General features: G+C 63.2%; 14 protein-coding genes, 1 tRNA gene and 2 pseudogenes. 10 read left to right on the forward strand and 7 right to left on the reverse strand.

What is annotated here, in order from left to right:
- Positions 1-224: 224 nt before the first annotated feature.
- From C2U37_RS20750 to uvrB, 3 genes are all read right to left on the reverse strand, one after another.
- Positions 225-887, reverse strand: a complete 663-nt coding sequence (locus C2U37_RS20750; RefSeq protein WP_010674909.1) for a DedA family protein — start codon at positions 885-887, stop codon at positions 225-227.
- A gap of 147 nt (positions 888-1034) precedes the next feature.
- Positions 1035-1292, reverse strand: a complete 258-nt coding sequence (locus C2U37_RS20755) for a DUF1232 domain-containing protein (protein WP_041215068.1) — start codon at positions 1290-1292, stop codon at positions 1035-1037.
- The gene (uvrB, locus tag C2U37_RS20760; protein ID WP_052814371.1) at positions 1289-3301 is read right to left on the reverse strand and encodes an excinuclease ABC subunit UvrB; all 2013 of its coding nucleotides are present in this window, start codon (positions 3299-3301) and stop codon (positions 1289-1291) included. Before uvrB ends, C2U37_RS20755 begins: the two co-directional genes overlap by 4 nt.
- Before the next feature lie 132 nt (positions 3302-3433).
- Here uvrB and C2U37_RS20765 point away from each other — a divergent pair.
- From C2U37_RS20765 to C2U37_RS20795, 6 genes and pseudogenes are all read left to right on the forward strand, one after another.
- Positions 3434-3509: transfer RNA gene (locus tag C2U37_RS20765), tRNA-Asn, on the forward strand.
- 772 nt (positions 3510-4281) lie between these two features.
- Positions 4282-5967 (forward strand): aspartate:alanine antiporter, encoded by a 1686-nt coding sequence (locus C2U37_RS20775; RefSeq protein ID WP_104452981.1) that lies wholly within the window; start codon positions 4282-4284, stop codon positions 5965-5967.
- 177 nt (positions 5968-6144) lie between these two features.
- Complete coding sequence (locus C2U37_RS20780) at positions 6145-7677, forward strand: lytic transglycosylase F (RefSeq protein ID WP_104452982.1); 1533 nt, start codon at positions 6145-6147, stop codon at positions 7675-7677.
- Between the two features lie 170 nt (positions 7678-7847).
- Positions 7848-8813, forward strand: coding sequence for a tripartite tricarboxylate transporter substrate binding protein (locus C2U37_RS20785; RefSeq protein ID WP_104452983.1), 966 nt, complete (start codon positions 7848-7850; stop codon positions 8811-8813).
- A 42-nt stretch (positions 8814-8855) separates the two neighbouring features.
- Positions 8856-9317: a tripartite tricarboxylate transporter TctB family protein gene (locus tag C2U37_RS20790; RefSeq protein ID WP_039041030.1), complete on the forward strand. Its 462-nt coding sequence runs from the start codon at positions 8856-8858 to the stop codon at positions 9315-9317.
- Positions 9318-9326: 9 nt separating this feature from the next.
- Positions 9327-10827 (forward strand): annotated as a pseudogene (locus C2U37_RS20795) (tripartite tricarboxylate transporter permease).
- 61 nt (positions 10828-10888) lie between these two features.
- On the opposite strand, the gene C2U37_RS20800 reads toward C2U37_RS20795, so the two are convergent.
- The 4 genes and pseudogenes from C2U37_RS20800 to C2U37_RS20815 form a co-directional block, all read right to left on the reverse strand.
- Complete coding sequence (locus tag C2U37_RS20800; RefSeq protein WP_042016544.1) at positions 10889-11554, reverse strand: response regulator; 666 nt, start codon at positions 11552-11554, stop codon at positions 10889-10891.
- A pseudogene (locus C2U37_RS20805) lies at positions 11555-13137 on the reverse strand (ATP-binding protein).
- A complete protein-coding gene (locus tag C2U37_RS20810; protein ID WP_103260240.1) occupies positions 13134-14345 on the reverse strand; it encodes an ROK family transcriptional regulator in 1212 nt (403 codons plus the stop codon). Before C2U37_RS20810 ends, C2U37_RS20805 begins: the two are co-directional and overlap by 4 nt.
- A 104-nt stretch (positions 14346-14449) precedes the next feature.
- A complete protein-coding gene (locus C2U37_RS20815) occupies positions 14450-16117 on the reverse strand; it encodes a methyl-accepting chemotaxis protein (RefSeq protein WP_104452984.1) in 1668 nt (555 codons plus the stop codon).
- Positions 16118-16245: 128 nt separating this feature from the next.
- On the opposite strand from C2U37_RS20815, the gene C2U37_RS20820 reads away from it, so the two are divergent.
- The 4 genes from C2U37_RS20820 to glpC all read left to right on the forward strand — a co-directional run bounded on the left by C2U37_RS20820 (position 16246) and on the right by glpC (position 21262).
- Complete coding sequence (locus tag C2U37_RS20820; protein ID WP_080989954.1) at positions 16246-16701, forward strand: YchJ family protein; 456 nt, start codon at positions 16246-16248, stop codon at positions 16699-16701.
- 221 nt (positions 16702-16922) lie between these two features.
- The gene (glpA, locus tag C2U37_RS20825) at positions 16923-18602 is read left to right on the forward strand and encodes an anaerobic glycerol-3-phosphate dehydrogenase subunit A (protein WP_104452985.1); all 1680 of its coding nucleotides are present in this window, start codon (positions 16923-16925) and stop codon (positions 18600-18602) included.
- A complete protein-coding gene (glpB, locus tag C2U37_RS20830) occupies positions 18592-19869 on the forward strand; it encodes a glycerol-3-phosphate dehydrogenase subunit GlpB (RefSeq protein WP_104452986.1) in 1278 nt (425 codons plus the stop codon). The genes glpA and glpB overlap by 11 nt, the downstream gene beginning before the upstream one ends.
- 190 nt (positions 19870-20059) lie before the next feature.
- Entirely contained in the window at positions 20060-21262 is a 1203-nt protein-coding gene (gene glpC, locus C2U37_RS20835) for an anaerobic glycerol-3-phosphate dehydrogenase subunit GlpC (protein WP_010674925.1), read from the forward strand.
- The last annotated feature ends 179 nt before the right edge of the window (positions 21263-21441 follow it).

Here is a 21441-nt window from a genome sequence, read left to right on the forward strand (position 1 = left end):
GGAGCCCATGGCTCCCTTTTTATTTCCTCTTTATCGCCTCACGACCCCATGCCCAGAGGGCCGGATCTCCTTCTCCCTGTTCTGCCAATGAAGTGGCTGCCTGCGGGTGTGCATCATCGTAACAGGCCACAAGCGGGTCAAAGGGCGCAGCAGCGACCTGCCACTCGGCCTACCAACAAGAAGGGAGCCATCGGCTCCCTTCTTTCATGTCGTGCACGGCGATGTCACGCGCCTTCGGAGGTAGCCTTGCTGGCACTTCTCCTGGCCTTCACCATGCCGATCACCATGGGCAACAAGGAGACCGCGATGATGCCGAAGATGAGCAGGGTAAAGTTGTGGCGCACTACCGGCAGATTGCCAAAGAAGTGGCCGGCATAGACGAAGGAGAGCACCCACAAGAGCCCCCCCACCAGGTTGAACGCCAGGAAGCGGGGATAGGTCATGGCCCCCATGCCCGCCACGAAGGGGGCGAAGGTGCGCACTATGGGCAGGAAGCGGGTGATGATGATGGTCTTGCCGCCATGCTTGGCATAGAAGGCATGGGTCTTGACCAGATAGTCCCGGCGAAAGATTTTGGAATCGGGGTTGCGAAACAGCTGCTCACCGAAGAAGTGGCCTATGGTGTAGTTCACCACGTTGCCGAGCACCGCGGCGATGATCAGCACGGCGGCTAGGGTGTGCACGTCCAACACGCTGCCCACGGTGAGGGCACCTGCAGCAAACAACAGGGAGTCCCCCGGCAGGAAGGGAGTCACCACCAGCCCGGTTTCACAGAAGATGATGAGAAACAGGATGGCGTATACCCAGACGCCATAGTTCTCGAACAGCTCTTTCAGATGCACGTCAACGTGCAGAATAAAGTCGATGGCAAAGAGGATCAGATCCATTTTTTGGTACCCATGAAGTGAACGGCGTGGAGTCTACGCCAATGAGACCTGGCTCACAATCTCCCCATGGTCCCCTTTTTCGAATCCCATGAAGGGAGTCATTCAGTCCCCCCTTCTTTTCCCCTCTCCCTGAACGTAGGCTTCTGCTCACTCGGCCTTGTCCAGAGCGGCCAGCACCTCGCCGGGCAAGCATTTCTCCCAGCCCCACAAGAGGAGCAGCAACAAGGTAGCGTCGTCGAGCCAGCCAAGGAGAGGCACCACATCGGGGACAACGTCCACCGGGCTGATGCCATAGAGCAGAATAAGGATCACCAGCCCCTTCGCCCACCAGGGCGTGCCTGGGTGGCGAAAGCCTTGATAGAGGCGGCGCAAACGCCGCCAGATGAGCCAGCGTCTGGTGCTCATGACTCGATCAGCTCGCCGCGCAGCCGCTGGATCTGATCCCGCAGCGCCGCCGCCTGTTCGAACTCCAGATCCCGCGCATGCTGGAACATCTGCTCTTCCATCCGCTTGATCTCCTTGCTGATCTCGCTGGCAGAGCGGGCATGGTACTCCCCTTGCGGTTCGGCAGCCTTGCGACTCCCCTTGCCCGCCTTGCCCGCCGTGCGGCTGCCCCCCATGTCCATCACATCGCCGATGGCCTTGTTGAGCCCCTTCGGCACGATGCCGTGTTCCAGGTTGTGGGCGTGTTGCAGGGCGCGGCGCCGCTCGGTCTCTTCGATCGCAACCTTCATGGAGTTGGTGATGGTATCCCCGTAAAGGATCACCTTGCCGTTGAGGTTGCGCGCTGCCCGGCCGATGGTCTGGATGAGGGAGCGGGTGGAACGCAGGAAGCCCTCTTTATCCGCATCCAGAATGGCCACCAGGGAGACTTCCGGCATGTCGAGTCCTTCGCGCAGCAGGTTGATGCCCACCAAGACGTCGAACTTGCCAAGGCGCAGGTCGCGGATGATTTCCACCCGCTCCACGGTATCAATATCCGAGTGCAGATAGCGCACCCGTACCTCGTGATCTGCCAGGTATTCGGTCAAGTCCTCCGCCATCCGCTTGGTCAGTGTCGTGACCAGCACCCGCTCCTCCACCGCCACCCGCTTGCGGATCTCGGAGAGCAGATCGTCCACCTGGGTGCTGACCGGCCGCACTTCCACCTCAGGATCGAGCAGGCCGGTGGGACGCACCACCTGCTGCACCACGTCACCGCCTGACTTCTCCAGCTCGTAGGGGCCGGGGGTCGCCGAGACGAACACCGTCTGGGGCATCAGCGCCTCGAACTCGTCGAACTTGAGGGGCCGGTTGTCCAGCGCCGAGGGAAGGCGGAAGCCGTACTCCACCAGGGTCTCCTTGCGGGATCTGTCCCCTTTGAACATGGCGCCGATCTGCGGCACCGTGACGTGGGATTCGTCGATGATGAGCAGGCCGTCCCCCGGCAGGTAGTCAAACAGGGTGGGCGGCGGCTCACCCGGTGCGCGGCCGGAGAGGTAGCGGCTGTAGTTCTCTATACCGGAGCAGTAACCCAGCTCCTGCATCATCTCCATGTCGAACTGGGTGCGTTGGCTGATGCGCTGCTCCTCCACCAGCTTGTTGAGGTTCATCAGCTGCTCGCGCCGCCCCTTGAGCTCCTCCTTGATGTGCTCGATGGCACCCAGAATGGTCTCCCGCGGGGTGGCGTAGTGGGTCTTGGGGTAGATGGTGTAACGCACCACCGTCTGCTCGATGGCGCCGGTCAAGGGATCGAACAGGGAGAGGCGTTCTACCTCTTCATCAAACAGCTCCACCCGCAGGGCCAGCTTGTCCGATTCGGCGGGGTAGATGTCGATCACCTCCCCCCGCACCCGGAAGGTGCCGCGCTGGAAGGCCATGTCGTTGCGGGTGTACTGCAGTTCGGCGAGGCGGCGCAGGATATCCCGCTGATTGATCACGTCCCCCACTTTGAGGTGCAGCATCATGCTGAGGTAGGCCTGGGGATCCCCCAGACCATAGATGGCCGATACCGAGGCGACGATCACCACGTCGCGCCGCTCCAGCAGCGCCTTGGTGGCTGACAGCCGCATCTGCTCGATGTGATCGTTGATGGAGGCATCCTTCTCGATGAAGGTGTCCGTGGTCGGCACATAGGCTTCGGGCTGGTAGTAATCGTAATAAGAGACGAAATACTCCACCGCGTTGTCGGGGAAGAACTCCTTCATCTCCCCATAGAGCTGGGCCGCCAGGGTCTTGTTGGGGGCCAGGATCATGGTGGGCCGATTAAGAGTCGCGATGACGTTGGCCATGGTAAAGGTCTTGCCCGAACCGGTCACCCCGAGCAGGGTCTGGTGGGCCAGTCCCGACTCGATGCCATCGAGCAGCTGGGCGATGGCCCTCGGCTGATCCCCGGCGGGTTGAAACTGGCTGGCCAACTGGAATAACTTGCTCATGACGACTCCCGGCAAAAAACGGCAAGGGAGCAGTGTACCCCGAGTTGAAGGAGCTGGGTATCCGCTCACCCTCCCTGATGGCTATTGACCCTGAAATACGACCTCTGTATGATGCACCTCCTTGCCTGATGTTCCCCCGTAGTTCAGTCGGTAGAACGGCGGACTGTTAATCCGTATGTCACTGGTTCAAGTCCAGTCGGGGGAGCCAATTCCTCACCATCTCGGTGCAAGTTATCCACTTTAGTGCTTTCCTCTTCCAATTTTAATGCACAAGCCCTCCCCTGCGGCCTGACTCCCTTTTGATCTCCCGTTACTGACCAGCAGCGTTTTGTTCTGCTGCGTATAACTATTTGATTTTTATAGAAACAATTTATTGCAGGTATTTTTTGAACAGTCCTTGCAGCCCAGTATTGGCGCGGCTTTCAGCCTGATCGCCAAGTTTCATAAACAGGGTTATCCACAGTTTCTGTGGGTAACTTGACCAAAGCCACGGTTCATCTGGGCTGGCAGCCATTGTCCCCGGTTTGCGATGGCTGCCCCCGCTCTTCCCCATTTTCTGCTGTTTTTCCCTTCCCCCCTAAATGGGATGAATCGACTCGCGGTGCTGCCTGTGGGGGATTTTTTTTCGCTATGCCGCGTCCTGCGGGTCAGCCCTCGCCGGATGAGTCATGAGTCTCTTTTGTTACCCTTCAATTTCCTCAGTGGAAAATGCTGAAAAACATGCCCGTTTGCTCCCCATGCAGCAGGTAATAAATTGTCCACAGGAGCGTCATCCCCTCTCTGCTCGACAGCATATTTCACTCATTGACAGCGGGCCTTGCAGCGTAAAATAGAGGTGTTTTCCCCAGCCCCCCCCTCGCATCCCTATCTTCATCGAAGAGACCAGCACTTAACTGGCTGTTAATCCGCTTTGGCGCTTCTTTCTTGATACAGGATCCGGCACAATATCGGCCTCACTTTTATCCTCGGTTTTTCCGGGCATGACCATAGATTTCGTGACACTGCTACATCAAAGCGACTCCCTGCTGCTGTTCGTGGTACTAGCCTTCGGGCTGCTGCTGGGCAAGGTACGCATCGGCAACTTCCAGATAGGCAACACCATAGGCGTGCTCTTCACCGCCCTGCTGTTTGGCCAGATGGGATTCCAGTTTTCCACCTCCACTGAAAACGTCGGCTTCATGCTGTTCATCTTCTGTGTGGGAATTGAAGCGGGGCCGCACTTTTTCAGCGTCTTCCTTCGCGACGGCATCCACTACATCACCCTGACCCTGGTGATCCTGCTGTCGGCCCTGCTGCTGACCGTGGGGCTCGCCAAGTTCTTTAATCTGGGGCCCGGCATGGCCGCCGGCATTCTGGCAGGTTCCCTCACCTCCACGCCGGCCCTGGTGGGGGCGCAGGACGCCCTGCGAAGCGGATTGCTCAACCTGCCCCACCAGACCGACATGCAGTCGGTGCTGGACAACATGGGCATCGGCTACGCCCTGACCTACCTGGTGGGGCTGGTGGGGCTGATGCTGGTGGTGCGCTACCTCCCCTCCCTGGCCAGGCTGGATCTCAATACCGAAGCGCAGAAGATTGCGCGCGAGCGGGGGCTGTCCGACAGCGAGAGCCGCAAGACCTATCTGCCCATCATCCGCGCCTATCGGGTCGGCCCAGAGCTCGCCGCCTGGATCGGGGGGCGTACCCTGCGGGAGACCGGCATCTATCCCCACACCGGCTGCTATGTGGAGCGCATTCGCCGCAACGGCATCCTGGCGAGCCCCGACGGTGATGCCGTCATTCAGGAAGGGGACGAGATAGCTCTGGTGGGCTACCCCGAGAACCACGAGAAGCTCGACGTCAACTACCGCAACGGCAAAGAGGTGTTCGATCGCAACCTGCTTGACCTCCAGATCGTCACCGAAGAGATCGTGGTGAAGAACGATGCCGTGGTGGGTCGCCACCTGGTGGAGCTCAACCTCACCGAGAAGGGGTGCTTCCTGAACCGGGTGGTGCGCTCCCAGATCGAGATGCCGTTCGATCGCAATATCATGCTGCAAAAGGGTGACGTGCTGCAGATCAGCGGCGAGAAGCAGCGGGTCAAGCTGCTGGCCAACAAGATCGGCTTCATCAGCATCCACAGCCAGACCACGGATCTGGTGGCCTTTGCCACCTTCTTCGTGCTGGGGCTGCTCATCGGCTCCGTCTCCCTGGTGTTCGGCCAGATAGAGTTCGGCCTCGGCAATGCCGTCGGCCTGCTGCTGGCGGGGATCCTGATGGGCTACCTGCGGGCCAACCACCCCACGGTGGGCTATGTGCCGCCGGGGGCCCTGCGCCTTGCCAAGGATCTCGGGCTCGCTGTCTTCATGGTGAGTACCGGCCTCAAGGCGGGGGGCGGCATCCTTGATCACCTGAGCGAAGTGGGGATGGTGGTGCTCTTCTCCGGCATGCTGGTGACCACCTTGCCGGTGCTGGTAGGCTACCTGTTCGGTGTCTGGGTGCTCAAAATGAACCCAGCCCTGCTGCTCGGCGCCATCACGGGCGCACGTACCTGCGCCCCGGCCATGGACGTGGTGAACGAAGCGGCCAACAGCTCCATCCCGGCGCTCGGCTATGCCGGCACCTATGCGGTGGCCAACGTCATGCTGACCCTGGCGGGCTCCTTCATCATCGGCTTCTGGTTCTAGCCAAACGGGCCCGCAACACGCAGAAAAAGAGGAGCCTCGGGGCTCCTTTTTTCATGGGCGGGCACTCCTGGATGGAATAGTGGAAATCGTGCTATGGGGCCATCTCTATCAAACCCAATAAGCTAAATCACCCACAAGGCGCCACTTACACTCAATAAAACGAGCGAGGTGTAAGTGATGAAACGCGCATGGATGGTCGTGATCTGGTGGTTCTGCTCCCTGACGCCAGCCTGGGGGGCCGAATCCGGCAAGCAGGTGGCCCCCGAGGCAGAGACGGAGAAAAGCGCCCTGAGCTTTGAGGGGGACGAGCTTGCCAGACCCAGGCTGGGGGATCTCGACGTCATGCTGGAGCAGCGCACCATCCGAGTGCTCACCACCTACAACAAGACGGGATTTTTCATCACCAAGGGCGTGCAGCGGGGCGTCACCTACGATGCCTTCATGCAGGTGGAGCAGCGCCTCAACGAACAGTTGCGCAAGCAAAAGGCGATCAAACGCCACCTCAAGGTGCACTTCGTCTTCATTCCCGTGGCCCGGGAAGCCCTGCTGACCTCCCTCATCGAAGGCAAAGGCGACATCGCCGCCGCCAATCTCACCATCACGGACAAGCGCAAGAAGCAGGGTATCGCCTTCACCGATCCCCTGCTTGAAAACGTGCGGGAGCTGCTCGTCTCCGGCCCCCTCTCCCCCAAGGTGGAAAGCGCCGCCGATCTCGGGGGCCAGCGCGTCTTCGTGCGCCCCTCCTCCAGCTACTACGAGAGCCTGCTCGCCTACAACCAGGCCCGCAAGTCGGCAGGAGAGCCCCTCATCGACCTCCAGCCCGCCTCGGAGGTGCTCGAAGATGAAGATCTGGTGGAGATGGTCAATGCGGGCCTGCTCCCCTTCATCGTCATGGACGAGCACAAGGCCCGCTTCTGGCAAAAGATTTTCCCCGGGATCACCATTCACGACGCCCCCGTGTTCCGGGAAGGGGGCGTCATCGCCTGGGCGGTGCGCAAGGAGAGCCCCCAGTTGCTCGCCATGCTCAACGAGCAGATCAAGGCGCTGCGTGGCAAGGCGACGGGGGACGAGATCCTGGCCCGTTATCTCAAGCAGAACAAGTTCGTCAAAAGCGCCGCCGCCGAGGCGGAGCGCAAGAAATTCCTGCAGGTGGTCGAGCTGTTCCGTGAATATGGCGAACGCTATGACATGGACTGGCTGCTGATGGCGGCCCAGGGCTACCAGGAGTCCGCCCTCAACCACCAGGCCCGCAGCCATGTGGGCGCCATCGGCATCATGCAGATCATGCCCGCCACCGGCAAGGGGCTGAAAGTCGGCGACATCCGCAAGCTCGAGCCCAATATTCACGGCGGCGTCAAATACATGCGCTGGATGATCGATCACTACTATGCGGACGAGCCCATGACCGCCCTCGACAAGGCCCTCTTCTCGTTCGCCTCCTACAATGCCGGCCCCGCCCGGGTGGCGCGGCTCCGCGCCGAGGCCAGAAAACGGGGGCTGGATCCCAACGTCTGGTTTCACAACGTCGAGTACGTGGCAGCAGAGAAAATCGGCCCCGAGACGGTCACCTATGTGGGCAACATCTACAAGTACTACATCGCCTACAAGCTGGTGATGGAGCAGGTTGTCCTGCGCCAGCAGGCGAGCGATGCCCTGAAACAGGAGGCGAAGGAGGACGTCAGCACATCGGCGGCGAAACCGACCCAGTGATCCTTGCCGGACGAGGCGCCCATGGCGCCTCGTCTCTGTGCACATCCTCTTCGGCCCATGACCAGAATGAACACAATGGTCACAACAGCCTTAATAGCCATTACGGTCAGATTGTTTTCCAGCCAGACATGATTAATTAACCTTCTTGCAACAATCACAAGGAGAGCACCATGTTGCAAGGAACCCTCAAACGCACCCTGATCGGTAGCCTGCTCGCACTGAGCGTCGGCGCCCACGCCCAGATCAACGAAGTCCATTTCCTGATCCCGGGCGGCGCCGGCGGCGGCTGGGACAACACGGCCCGTGGCACCGGCGAGGCTCTGACCAAGTCCGGCCTCATCAACACCGCTTCCTACCAGAACATCTCGGCCGGCGGCGGCGCCAAGGCCATCGCCCACCTGATCGAGACCTCGGCACAGTCCGACAAGACGCTGCTGGTCAACTCCACCCCCATCATCGTCAAGTCCCTCTCCAAGGAGCTGCCGCAATCCTTCCGGGATCTCACCCCGGTCGCCGCCATCATCGCCGACTATCAGGCGCTGGCGGTCCCCCTGGACTCCCCCTATCAGAACTGGGCCCAGTTGCTGGCCGCCTATGAAGCCAATCCCGCCAAGGTGAAGATTGCCGGCGGCTCCGCCCGCGGCAGTCTGGATCACCTGGTGGCCGCCATGACCTTCAAGAATGCGGGGGCCGATGCCGGCAAGCTGCGCTACGTGGCCTATGACGCCGGCGGCAGCGCCATGGCGGCGGTGCTGGCGGGGGAAACCCAGGTGCTCTCCACCGGCTTTGGCGAGGCGATGGAGGCGGTCAAGTCCGGCCAGATGCGGATCCTCGGCGTCACCGCCCCCGAGCGGATGCCGGACGCCAGCCAGGTGCCCACCTTCTCCGAGCAGGGCAACCCCACCGTGTTTGCGAACTGGCGCGGCTACTTCGCCTCCCCCGACGTCAGCCCCGAGCAGTCCGCCGAGTTCGCCGCTCTGCTCAAGCAGATGTACGACAAGCCGGAGTGGGAAGCGGTGCGCGCGCGCAACAGCTGGATCAACCAGTATCAGGCCGGTCCCGAGTTCACTGCCTTCCTCAACAGCCAGGAGCAGCAGATCGGCGGCCTGATGCGCGAGCTCGGCTTCATCAAATAACCCTCAGCCTGTGGCGGGCCAGACCCGCCCATCGGAGTCATCATGCCACTGACCAAGGAAAGGTTCGGGGGGCTGCTGTTTTTGCTGCTCTCCCTCGCCTACGGCTATCACGCCACCCAGATCCCCGGCTACCCGGGGGACGAATATGAACCCTTTACCGCCAGCACCCTGCCCTATGCCCTGGCAGGTGTCGGGGTCCTGCTCTCCCTGATCCTGATCTGTTCCCCGGGAGGAGAGCGACTGGGCAAGGAGTCCGGCAACTGGCGGCTGGTGTTCGCCCTGCTGGGGCTGATGCTGGTTTATGGCCTAGCCCTTGGCTGGCTCGGCTTCCTCGTCGCCACCATCTTGTTCCTCATCGGCGGCATCCGGCTGATGGGCGAGCAGAGCCTCGCCTTCGCCTGCAAGGTGAGCATACCTTTCACCCTCATGTTCTGGGCCCTGCTGACCAAGGGGCTCAATGTCTATCTCGAGCCGGGTCGGCTGTTCACCCAGTTGCTGGGATAAGGAGAACCCATGTTAGACGGAATCCTGCAAGGGCTCGGCACCGCCATGATGCCCATCAACCTCTTCATGGTGGTGGTCGGCTGCTTCGTCGGCACCTTCATCGGCATGCTGCCGGGGCTGGGCCCGGTCACCGCCATCGCCCTGATGATCCCCATCACCTACGGGCTGGATCCGGCTTCCGGCATCATCCTGATGGCCGGGGTCTATTACGGCTCCATGTTCGGCGGCTCCACCGCCTCCATCCTGATCAACACCCCGGGCTGCTCCGCCAGCATGATCACCGCCATCGACGGCTATCCGCTGGCCTGCAAGGGGCAGGCGGGCAAGGCGCTGGCCATCGCCGCCTACGCCTCCTTCGTCGGCGGCGCCCCTGCTCGCCAAGGTCTCCCTCGCCTTCCAGTCGGCGGACTACTTCGCCCTCATGGTGCTCGGGCTCTCCGCGGTGACGGCTTTCGCCGGCAAGGGCCAAGTGCTCAAGGCGCTGATCATGGCGCTGTTTGGCATCATGATCTCCACCGTCGGCATCGACCGCAGCGTCGGGGTGGACAGATTCACCTTCGGTCTCCCGGACTTGCGCGATGGTTTCTCCTTCCTGCTGCTGGCCATGGCCACCTTCGCCCTGGCAGAGATCCTGATGACGGTGCTGCGCCCGGGCAAGGACACCAGCCAGGAGGAGGCGAGCAAGATGCAGCAGCTCGGCTCCCTCAAGCTGAGCCGGGACGAGGTAAAGGAGATAGCGCCCCCCATAGCCCGCTCCTCTGTGCTGGGCTTTCTCATCGGCGTGCTGCCGGGGGCCGGTGCCACCATCGCCTCCTTCATGGCCTATGGGGCCGAGCGCAACTTCGCCCGCAAGGGCAAACGGGACGAGTTTGGCAAGGGCAGTCTGACCGGCATAGCCGCGCCGGAAGCGGCCAACAACGCCGCCTCCAGCGGGGCCTTCGTGCCGCTGCTGACCCTGGGGATCCCGGGCTCCGGCACCACGGCCCTGATGCTGGGGGCCCTCATCGCCTACGGCATCCAGCCCGGCCCGCGCCTCTTCATGGAGCACCCTGACGTCTTCTGGTCGGTGATCATCTCCATGTATCTGGGCAACGTGGTGCTGCTGATCCTCAACCTGCCGCTCATTCCCTACCTGGCCAAGATCCTGCAAGTGCCGCGCCCCGTGCTCATCCCCATGGTGCTGCTGTTCTCGCTGATCGGGGTCTATCTGGTCTCCTTCAACACCATGGACATCTATGTGATGGTGCTGGTGGCCCTGGTGGCCATCGGGCTGCGCCTGCTTGACTTCCCCATGGCCCCCATGCTGCTCGGCTTCATCCTGGGGGGAATGCTGGAGGACAACCTGCGCCGGGCCCTGGTGATCAACGACGGCTCCCTGAGTTTCCTGTGGGAGCGCCCCATCACCCTGGGCTTCACCCTGGTCACCCTGGTGATGCTGCTGCTGCCGCTCTGGCAGTGGTGGCAGGCCCGTCGCACGCCGGTAGCGACCCTGCAATCCGACCCGACCTGATCCCAGCCATCACGAAAAGAGCGCCAAAAGGCGCTCTTTTTCTTGAGTTGGAACCGGCCACTCAGCGCTGACGGTAGCGCCGCTCCGGCCGCCCGACGGTGCCATATTCGAGCTCGGGGCTCGCCAGTTGCTGCCCCACCAGAAATTCCAGATAGCGGCGCGCCGTGGTCCGGCTCACCCCGACCCGGCTGCCTATCTCCTCGGCGCTGGCCCCCTCCTGATGGAGGGCCGCCAGCACCCTTTGCAGGGTGAGGGCGTCTATCCCCTTGGGCAGGCCGCCCGCCGCCACCTGTTGCAACGGGGAGCCAAGGAGCGCATCCACCGCCTGCTGATCGATGTCCGCCAGCGCCGCAAGCGCGGCGCGGCTCTGGCAATATTTGTCGAGCGTATCGCGCAGTCGCTCGAACACCACGGGTTTCAAGATGAAATCCACCACCCCGAGGCGCATCGCCTCCTGCAGTGCCGCGGCCTCACGGGCGGCGGTGAGCAGGATGACGTCGAGGTGGGCCCCGCGCTGGCGCAACTCCCGCAGCAGGGAGAAGCCCTCCCCGTCCGGCAGCCAGACATCCAGCAACACCAGATCGGGTTTGAGGATCTCTATCTGCTCTCTGGCATCGAACAGGGTGAGCGCCACCCCCAGCACCTCGAAACCGGCGAGGCGCTGCACGAAGCGACGGTGGATCTCGGCAATGGCCGGATCATCCTCGACGATCAGGATCTTGATCACTCATACCTCCTTGGGTATGTAACAGACGACACAACTTCCCTGCGCCGTGGCTTCGATGGTGATGGTCCCCTGCAGGGCATCCAGTGTCTTGCGCACCAGGGCCAGACCTATGCCGTGGCCGGGTTCGGCCTTGCTGCTGACCCGCGCTCGAACAAGGTGTCCGCCAAAGCGGGATCGACGCCGCCGGCCCCATCCTCCACCTCCAGAATGAGATCCTGGCCGAGATCGCTCAAAGAGACCCGGATCGGCTGGTAGGGGGCGCCATGGCCGCGGGTCGCCTCGAAGGCGTTGTCGATGAGGTTGCCAAGCAGGGTCACCAGTTGGGAGCCGCTGACCCGGGCGGGGATGTCGTGCAGGCGGGAATCCGGATCCACCTCCAGCACCAGTCCCAGTTCATGGGCTCTGTGGTACTTGCCAAGCAGCAGGCCCGCCACCTTGGGCTTGGCGATGGCCCCCATCAAAAAGCTCAGGAGGGTCTGCTCGGTGGCCGCCTCCCGGCCGATGAAGGCGAGCGCCTCCCGGGTGGCACCCAGCTCAATGAGACCAGCTATGGTGCCGAGCTGGTTGTTGTGTTCGTGGGTCTGCACCCGCAGCAGATCGCTGTAGGCCTGCACCTGGGAGAGCTGGGCACTGAGCTCGGCCAACTCGTCCTTGCGCCGAAAGCTCGACACGGCGCCGATCAGCCGACCCTCCTGCACCAGAGGCAGCCGGTTGACGATGAGGGACTGACCGTTGAGCACTATCTCCTCGTCAAACTGGGGGGTCTGCTCTTGCAGGATGGAGAGCATGCGGCTGCCGGGCAGCAAGCGGGTGACGGGCTGGCCTATGGCGGCCTGCGCAGCCCGCTCATCGAGGCGCAGCAGCCGGATGCCGTTGGGGTTGAGGGAGGTGAGCCTGCCTTGCTCGTCGATGGTGAGTATCCCCTCGCGCACCGTGCGCAGGGTGCAGTCGAGCTCCGCATAGAGGCGGCCGATCTGCTCGGGCTCAAACCCCAGCAGGGCCCGCTTGTAGCGTTTGGCCAGCCAGGCCGCGGCGACGCTGTTGAGCAGCACTATGAGCAGTGTCATTGCGAGGCCAAAGCGCAGGAAGCCCTGCAGGTCCGCCTCTATGTCCCGCACCAGATAACCGACAGAGACCACGCCGATGACCCTGCCCATCTCATCCCGGATGGGCCCCTTGCCGCGCACCGAGACCCCGAGGGACCCTTGAGCGCGGGAGATGTAAAACTCCCCCCGTAGGGCGCGTCCGGGATCGTCCCCCATCATGGGTTTGCCTATCCTGTCCGCATTGGGGTGCACCAGGCGGGTGGCCTGCCTGTCCCCGATGACGATGTAGCTGGCACCGACCTCGGCCCGCATCCGCTCCACCAGCACGTTGAGGCGGGTGCTATCGGCTCGCTTCACCCCGGCGATGACGCCGGGCTCACGGGCCACCAGCCGCGCCACGTCCAGGGCCTGATCCCCCACCTCCCGGTAGCGCTGCTCGGCGACGTAGTAGTAGCTGGCCCCGCTCAGCAACACCAGTTGCAACAGACTGACCAGACAGAGAATGAGCAGGAAGCGTCCTTGCAACCCGAGCCTCATGCCTCCTTGTCGCCTCGCAACAAGTCGAGCAGCAGACTGCCATCGCGCAAGGCCTTGTGCACCTGCACCGAGGTGGGTTTGGTGGGATCTTCGTAAAAGTGGGTGGATTCGATCTGCAGGCGCACCAGGTATTCCGCCGGCAACTGGCTTGCCAGGGACTGGTGCAGCATGGGGAAGAGCAGTCGATCGGCCCGGGTGATCTCCCCCCCGAGCAGCAGCTTGCCCGGGTTGAGCAAGCAGATGAGGTTCGCCAGTACCCGGGAGAGGCGGCCCGCCGCCTGGTGCAGGATGTCCTGACACAGGCTGTTGCCCGCCAACGCCAGCTCGCACAGCTCGCGGATGGTGACGCTTTCGGGCAGATCGAACTCCTGCATCCGTTCGCGCAGCTCCCGATATTGCGCCTCCAGCGCCTGATTGGTCACCAGGGTGCAGGCGCAACCGAAGCCACCGCAGTAGCAGCGCTGGCCATAAGGTTCGAGCTGCAGGTGGCTGAGATCCCCGAGCAGAGCCGACTCGCTCTCGATGAGCTGGCCATTGACCACCATGCCGACCCCGATGTCGTTGTGCACGAACACCAGCACCGCATCCGAGCAGTTCCTGGCGGCGCCCCACTCCCGCTCGGCCTGGATCCAGGTGCGCACGTCACCGCTCACCAGCACGGGTACCGAGAAGGCCTCCTGCAGGGTGGGACCGAGGGGCCAGTTGCGCAGATCGTAATAGGGAAAATGCTTAACCATGCCGGAGTGGCGCTCCACCTGACCGGGCAGGCAGAGGGCGATGCAGGCCAGACGCAGCGCCTTCTTGGGCAAAAAGCCCTCGATGGCCCGCACCAGGCTGGCCAGCAGCTCGGCACGCTCAGTCTCGTTGAAGACATGGCGATGGCGCGCCAAGGAGTGACCCGCGAGATCAAACAGGGCCATGTCCACATAGCCGCGCCCCAGGCGCATGGAGAGAAACTGGAAGCGGCGCTCGTTGATGCGCAGCAGGGTCTGGCGACGGCCACGCCCCACCGAGCTCTCGCCGCAGGTGACCACCAGGCCGCCGTCCAGCAGCTCGCGGGTGATCTTGGTGATGCTGGCAGGCGACAGGCCGGTCAGACGGGACAGATCGGTACGGGACAGCTCCTTGTGCTCCTCCAGGCTGGCATAGACCAGGCCGTAGTTGAGCTGACGGATCAAATCGATACTGCCTTTCACGATCTCATTCATAGGGTTGGGGCTAACGAAAGGAACGAATGGCGCGATTTTCACACATTCTGCGCCGATCCCCAAATTTGCCGTCTGGAAATCCTGTCCAGACGGCAAAAATGTGATTAGTAACGGAAGCGGGAGACGAGTTGGCGCAATTTGTCACCCGTGCCTGCCAGGGCGCGGGTGGTGGTGCTGGACTCCCCGGACGCCTCGGTCAGCTCGCTGACGATCTGCTGGATGGCCACCAGGTTCTTGTTGATCTCCTCGGAGACCGCGTGCTGCTCCTCGGCGGCCGTGGCGATCTGGATGTTCATGTCGTTGATGGTACCGACCGCCGCCACCATGCTGTCCAGGGAGCTGGCGATGTGGCTCGCCTCCTGCACCGTCTCCTGGCTGCGTGCCTCGCTGGCCTGCATCACCTCCACCGCCTGCTTCACCCCGCCCTGCAGGCGCTGGAGCATCTCGTTGATCTCCTTGGTGCTCTGCTGGGTTCGGCCCGCGAGGGATCGCACCTCGTCCGCCACCACCGCAAAGCCGCGCCCCTGCTCGCCCGCCCGGGCCGCCTCGATGGCGGCGTTGAGGGCCAGCAGGTTGGTCTGATCGGCGATGCCGCGAATGACCTCCACCACGGAGCCTATCTTGCCGGTCTCATGGGCGAGCTGTTCGATGACCCCGGCTGCCACATGCACTTCGTCCACCAACCGGTTGATGCTGCCGATGGCGCTGTTCACCACGCCGCGGGCCGCATCGGACTCGCGGGCCGCATCGCTGGTGGCGCTGGCTGCGTTGGAGGCGCTCGCCGCCACCTCCTGGGCGGTGGAGCTCATCTCGGTCACCGCAGTCACCACCTGATCCGTCTCCTTGCCGTGGCCCTGCATCTGCCTGTCCGCATGCTCGCTCAAGCTATGCAGCCGATCCACGGCCCCCAGCAACTGGTGACTGGTCTCCCCCACCTGGCTCACCACCGACTGGATCCGCTCGACGAAGCGGTTGAAGGCGGCGGCCAGCTGCCCCACCTCGTCCTTGCTCTGCACCTTGAGGCGCTGGGTCAGATCCCCGTCCCCGTCGGCGATGTCATTGAGTGCGGCGACCGCATCCGCCAGCGGGCGGGTGACCCGGTTGCCGATCACCACGGTGGCCACCAGGGTCACCCCCAGGATCACCAGGATGAACAGCACCCCGGTTTTCAGGGAGCCATACATGGTCTCCTCCCGCTCGCTGCGCAGGGTGGCCAGCTCATTGTCGATGTCGTCGATGTAGAAGCCCGTGCCCACGACCCACTGATATTTGTCGAGCACCAGGTTGAAGGAGAGCTTGGGGGCATCCCGCCCGATAGAGGGCTTGTTGGTCCAGTACTCCGAGAAGCCATCTCCTTCCCGCGCCGACTTGATGATCCCCTGAATGAGGAAGGCACCCTTGGTATCCTTGTCCTGCCAGCGGTTCTTCCCCTCCATCTCGGGCCGGGTCGGCAGCAGCACGGTATTGCCCTGATAGTCATAGACGAAGAAGTAGCCGTCGCTGCCATAGCGCAGCGGCCGCAATATCTCCTTCACCTGCTGGCGCACTTCGGGGCTGTCAGGCTTGCCGTAGCTGCCCTCGATGGCCGTCTTGGCCAGCATCAGATAACTGCTGAGCAGCGCCTTGCGCTCCTTGATTGCCCTCTCCCGCGCCACCACCAGATCCGATTCCAGATCGCTCCTGGCCACCAGGTAGTTGCTGAGATTGACCACCAGGGCCATCAGCAGCACGGGGATGGCCCCCAGTAACAGGATCTTCTGCTTAAGTGTCATTGTGTCACCCTTTGTGCTGTGTTCATTGCTGCATGATGTCTGCCTAAACGGCATGGGAGGCTGGCCGAAAGGGAAGTGCGTTCGCTACAATCCCGCCACCTTTCATTATCGACCAGATGAGCTGACTCATGAACCTATGTCCTTGCGGTTCCTCTCTTTTTCTTGCCAAGTGCTGCGGTGTACTCCACGCAGGTCAGCCCGCCGCCACCCCGGAGCAGCTGATGCGATCCCGCTACAGCGCCTTCGTGCTGGGATTGGGAGAATATCTGGTACACAGCTGGCACCCGGACTATCTGAACGGGCTGACCGCGGCCGACCTCTCATCGACCGACACCCGCTGGGATGGCCTCGAGATCCTCACCAGCCAGGGCGGCCCCGATGACACCCTCGGCATGGTGGAATTCAAAGCCTGGTTCCTGGAGGGGGACGAACGTCACTGCCTCCATGAGCGCTCCCGCTTCGTGCGCCATCAGGGGCGCTGGGTCTACACCGACGGCGAGCAGGATCCGGCGCCGCTGCGGGTCGGGCGAAACGACCCCTGCCCCTGTGGCAGCGGCAAGAAGTTCAAGAAGTGCTGCGGCTGAGGTTTCCCCCACGCCGCCCTCAGGCCAGCCCCCGGGCTGGCCTTCTCCCCTCCCGTCATGCTTTCCCCTGCCTGCCTCGACGGTGACGTGAGGTTCATCACATTTCGCTCATCACCTCACACTTAATGAGCGATTACGAACATTAATTTGGCCCATATCAAACATTTTACGTCGTGGAGGCGCCACACTGGCCTCATCTGGAAGAGATGAGACGGGCACGAATGAAAAGAATCACCACACAAGTCGTCATCATAGGGGGGGGCGCCACCGGCGCCGGCATCATGCGCGATTGCGCGCTGCGCGGCATCGACTGCATCCTACTTGAGCGGGACGACATCGCCGCCGGCACCACGGGCCGCAACCATGGCCTGCTCCACTCCGGCGCCCGCTACTCGGTGACGGATCAGGAGTCCGCCCGCGAATGCATTCAGGAGAACCGCATCCTCAAGCGGATCGCCAGCCACTGCGTCGAGGACACCGGCGGCCTCTTCATCACCCTGCCGGAAGATGACATCCATTTTCAAAATACCTTCATGGACGCCTGCGCCCTGGCAGGCATCGACGCCCGCCAGCTGGATCCCGCCGAGGCGCTGCGCCTTGAACCCAACGTCAACCCGGCGCTGATCGGTGCCATCCAGGTGCCGGACGGCACGGTCGATCCCTTCCGTCTGGCTGCCGCCAACGTGCTGGACGCGAAAGAGCACGGCGCCCGCATCTTCACCCACAGCAAGGTGCTGGGGCTGCTCCGCAACCAAGACAGAGTGCACGGGGTCAAGGCCATCAACACCCGCACCGGCGAAGCGTTCGAGGTGGAGTGCCAGGAGGTGATCAACGCCGCCGGCATCTGGGGCCAGCAGATCTGCGAGTATGCCGACCTCGACATCCGCATGTTCCCCGCCAAGGGTTCCCTGCTCATCATGGATTACCGCCTCAACCAGCTGGTGCTCAACCGCTGCCGCAAACCGGCGGACGCGGACATTCTGGTGCCGGGCGATACCATCTCCCTCATCGGCACCACGTCGAGTCGCATCGATTACCACAAGATTGACCAGCTCACCGTCGAGCCCGAGGAGGTGGAGGTGCTGCTGCGCGAGGGGATAAAACTGGCCCCCATCATGGCCCGCACCCGATTGCTGCGCGCCTACGCTGGCGTGCGCCCGTTGGTGGCGGTGGATGGCGACGAGTCCGGTCGCAACATCAGCCGTGGCATTGTGCTGCTGGATCACGCCGAGCGTGACGGCCTCAAGGGGTTCAACACCATCACAGGCGGCAAGCTGATGACCTACCGGCTGATGGCCGAATGGGCCACCGACTTGCTTGCCAAAAAGCTTGGCAACAGCAAGCCCTGCCGCACCGCCGAGCTGAGCCTGCCCGGCTCGCGGGATCCGGAGAAGGTCTCCGCCCCCGGCCTCTCGGTGCCCGCCGAAGGCTCGGCCCAGTACCGCCACGGCGAGCGGGTCATCGCCTTTTTCCGCGACAACCCCAAGGCCAACGCCCTCATCTGCGAGTGCGAGATGGTGACCGCGGGCGAGATTGAATACGCCCTGCGGGAGCTCGACGTGGACAACCTGGTGGACTTGCGCCGCCGCACTCGTCTGGGCATGGGCCCCTGTCAGGGGGAGCTGTGCGCCTATCGCGCCGCCGGCCTGATGCAGGAGTACGGCAAGGCGGACGGTCGTCAGGCCTGCGTCATGCTGCGCCAGTTCCTGGAGGAGCGCTACAAGGGCACCCGGCCGGTGCTGTGGGGCGATGCCCTGCGGGAAGCGGAATTTACCTACTGGATCTACGAAGGGCTGTTCGGCCTTGGCGAGTGGACGGCCCCCCACCTGGTGAGCGAGCCCCCCTTCCCGCTCGATGCCAGCACCGCCAATTCCACCAAGGAGCGCAGCCATGAAATTTGACAGCATCGTGATCGGCGGCGGCATGGCGGGCCTCTCGGCGGCCCTGCGCCTGGCCGAGGCCGGCCAGAAGACCCTGCTGATGGCCTCCGGCCAGAGCGCCCTGCACTTCTCCTCCGGCTCGGTGGATCTGCTGGAGAGCGAGGGAGATCCCCGCGCCGCCCTGCCCGCCTTTATGGCGGCCCATCCGGATCACCCCTACAGCAAAGTAGGCATACAGAATATCGAGGGGAGTCTGGCCGATCTGCAACGCCACTGCGCAGAAGAGGGGCTGCCCCTGATGCGCCAGGAGCACAACCACCATCGCCTGACCCCCATCGGCACCCTGAAATCCACCTGGATCTCCCCCGACACTTGTGCCTGCGTGACTGATGCCCCCGCTCCCGACGCCATCCTGCTCGCCACCCTGGAAGGGTTTCGCGATTTTCACCCGGCGCTCGCGGCGGCGAATCTCGCGACCCACGCCCGCTTTGCCCACAGCCGCATCCTGACCGGGGAAATTCGCCTGCCCCAGCTCGCCCAGTTCAGCCGCAATCCCCACGAGTTTCGCTCCGCCGACATCGCCCGCCTGTTCGACAAGCAGGGGCCTGGCCAGCAGGACCTGCTGGCGGATCTGGCCCGCGAGATCAGCCGCGTGATGCAGGGATGCGGCGTGCCCGGCTGTCGCCATATCGTGCTGCCCGCCTGCCTGTCGCTGGGGCTGGTCGGCCCGCGTCTGAGCGAGCTGGAACGGCGCACCGGCTGCACCATCAAGGAGGTGGCCACCATGCCGCCATCCCTCATCGGCATGCGGATGCAGGAGGCCCTCAAGCGCCGCTTCATGGCCCTTGGCGGCACCTTCCTCACCAGCGAGCGGGTGCTGGGCGCTCGCTATGACGGCGACAAGGTGATCGGGGTGCACAGCCAGCACGGGGAGGATCAGCTGTTCGAGGCGGACCACTTCGTGCTCGCCTCCGGCAGCTTCTTCAGCCGAGGACTGGAGTCGCGCCTCGGGGGCATTCGTGAACCCATCTTCGATGCCGACGTACTGAGCCTTGCCGAGCGCGACGCCTGGGCCGGCCGCCGCCTGTTCGACCACCACCCCTTCATGGGCTTCGGGGTCAAGACCGACGAGCGGCTGCGGGTGCTGCGCGGCGGCAGGCCCCTCACCAACCTTTACGGCGCCGGCAGCGTGCTCGCGCACTATGACCCCATTAAAGAAGGTTCCGGCTCCGGCGTGGCCGTTGCCACCGGCTGGCAAGCCGCTGGCCATATTCTGGCGGAGGGCTGAGATGAATCACATATTCCCACCCCAACGACACGGCGTGCTGGCCCACGACGATGCCCAATCCAAGGAGGGCTCTGGCTCAGGTGTCGCGATCGCCACCGGCTGGCAGGTCGCCGGTCACATTTTGAGTTCAGCCCAATGATGATTTCGCCCCATATCCCGTGCCTTCACACCCAACGGGAGGAGAACTGACATGCTACTGGATCATGCCAACCAGACTTTCGATCAGTGCATCAAATGCACCGTCTGTACCGCCTACTGCCCGGTGGCCAAGGCCAACCCGGCCTACCCCGGCCCCAAGCAGGCGGGCCCGGATGGGGAGCGGCTGCGCATCAAGAGCCCGGAGCTCTTTGACAGCGCCCTCAAATACTGCACCAACTGCAAGCGCTGTGAAGTAGCCTGCCCGAGCGGGGTGCGCATCGGCGACATCATCGCCAAGGCCAAGCACCAGTACAGCGGCTTCAAGCCGGGGATCCGCGAGTTCGTGCTCTCCCACACGGATCTGATGGGCAGCATGTCCACCCTGATGGCCCCGGTGGTCAACTTCACCACCGGCCTCAAGCCGATGAAGCAGGTGCTGGACAAGGCGCTGGGGGTCTCATCCCACCGGGACCTGCCCAAATATTCACAAGGCACCTTCCGCGGCTGGTACAAGAAGCAGAAAACGACTCAGGCCCGCTTTGCGCGCCAGATCGCCTACTTCCACGGCTGTTATGTGAACTACAACCATCCGCAGCTTGGCAAGGAGCTGGTGCAGGTGCTCAACGCCATGAACATCGGCGTCCAATTGCTTGCGCGGGAGAAGTGCTGCGGCGTGCCGCTGATTGCCAACGGCTTCATGGACAAGGCCAGGCAACAGGCGGCCTTCAACATCCAGCAGCTGGAGAACACCCTGCTCGGCAACGAGATGCCGCTCTTGGCCACCTCCTCCACCTGCGGCTTCACCCTGCGGGACGAATATCCCCACCTGCTGGAGCAGGACAACCACAAGGTGCGGGATCGCATCTCCCTGGTGACCCGCTTCCTGTGGAACGAGTTCGATCGGGGCAACAAACCGGCCATGAAGCCCCTCAATCTGCACATCGCCTACCACACCCCCTGCCACCTGGAGAAGATGGGGGGGGTCATCTACACCCTCGAACTGCTGCGGGCCATCCCCGGCGTCAAGGTGACGGTGCTGGACTCCCAGTGCTGCGGCATCGCCGGCACCTACGGCTTCAAGTCGGAAAACTACGACACCAGCCAGGCCATCGGTCAGGGGCTGTTCGATCAGATAAACCGGCTCAAACCCGATCTGGTCATCACCGACTGCGAGACCTGCAAGTGGCAGATCGAGATGAGCACGGCGTTTCGCTGCGAACACCCGGTGCACCTGCTGGCACGGGCGCTGGCCTGACCGCCATCCCCCCGGTCCGCCCATCATCACGGGCACCGGCTTGGAGGCGACACGCCCCGGTCAATGCCTGCGCCCCCTCTGGCCGGCATTGACCGGGATCGGCGCGGCAAGGCCCTGACGCCGCCCGGGTAGCCCCGATGGGAGGCTTGGGCGGCGAACCATTTTGGTTGTTTGAACCG

The sequence above is a fragment of the Aeromonas sp. ASNIH1 genome (assembly GCF_002934285.1).
In the GTDB taxonomy this organism is placed as follows: Bacteria; Pseudomonadota; Gammaproteobacteria; order Enterobacterales; family Aeromonadaceae; genus Aeromonas; species Aeromonas caviae.